At 62.9% G+C, this 1,053-nt stretch carries 1 protein-coding gene; it reads left to right on the forward strand.

Features of this window, described 5'->3' with window-relative positions; all coding sequences use genetic code 11:
* Positions 1-1,053: VCBS domain-containing protein (locus Q4Q50_RS22305; RefSeq protein WP_311901222.1), on the forward strand; the 1,053-nt coding region annotated here is incomplete at both ends.

Genomic DNA, 1,053 nt, shown 5'->3' on the forward strand with positions numbered 1-1,053 from the left:
GTGGACGTCGGCAGCGTGAGCGAGGATACGTCCGTCCAGAGCGGCCACCTGCAAGCCAGCGGCCAGCTGACGATCAGCGATGTTGACAGTGGCGAAGCGCACTTCACCGCGCAGACCGATGTGGCGGGCAGCAACGGCCTCGGCCACTTCAGCCTCGATACCTCAGGCACGTGGACCTACACCGCCGACAACAGCCAGGTGGCCATTCAGCAGCTCAAGACGGGCGACAGCCTGACGGACAGCCTGACGGTGCAGAGTGCCGACGGCACGACGCACACGATCACCGTCATGCTGCAGGGCACGAACGACGTTCCTGTGCTGCAAGCACAGACGCAGGCCGTGACCGAAGATACGCAGCTCAGCGGCCACATGGTCGCCACTGATGTGGACGCCGGCGACACACAAACCTTCTCTATCGCCCAACCAGTCGACGGCTTCACGCTCAACGCCGACGGCAGCTACAGCTTTGATCCGGGTCATGCCAGCTACCAACATCTGGCCGCTGGCCAGACGCAGGACGTGGTGATCCCCATCACTGTAACCGACAGCGCTGGCGCCACCAGCACGCAAAACCTCAGCATCACCGTCACCGGCGCCGCAGACGGCGCAGTGTTCGGCGGTGTGGATGTGGGAACGGTCACTGAGGATGCCGCCGTCACCAGCGGTCATCTGCAGGCTAGTGGCCAACTGACGATCACCGACTCCGATAACGGCGAAGCGCATTTCACCGTGCAGACGAATGTGGCCGGCAGCGCCGGCTACGGGCACTTCAGCATTGATGCAGCGGGCGCCTGGAGCTACACCGCCAACAACACCCAAGCGACTATTCAGCAGCTCAAGGCCGGTGACAGCCTCACCGATACCTTGATCGTCACCAGCGCCGACGGCACGACCCACACGTTAACCGTCACCATCCAGGGCAACAACGATGCCCCGGTATTGACGGCACAAACTCAAGCCGTCAGCGAAGACGGCACCCAGTTGCAAGGCCACATGATGGCCACCGATGTGGATGCCGGCGACACGCAAGTTTTCAGCACAGCTCAGGCTGTC

Origin of the sequence: Shewanella scandinavica, assembly GCF_031932065.1 — a bacterium.
GTDB lineage: Bacteria > Pseudomonadota > Gammaproteobacteria > Enterobacterales > Shewanellaceae > Shewanella > Shewanella baltica.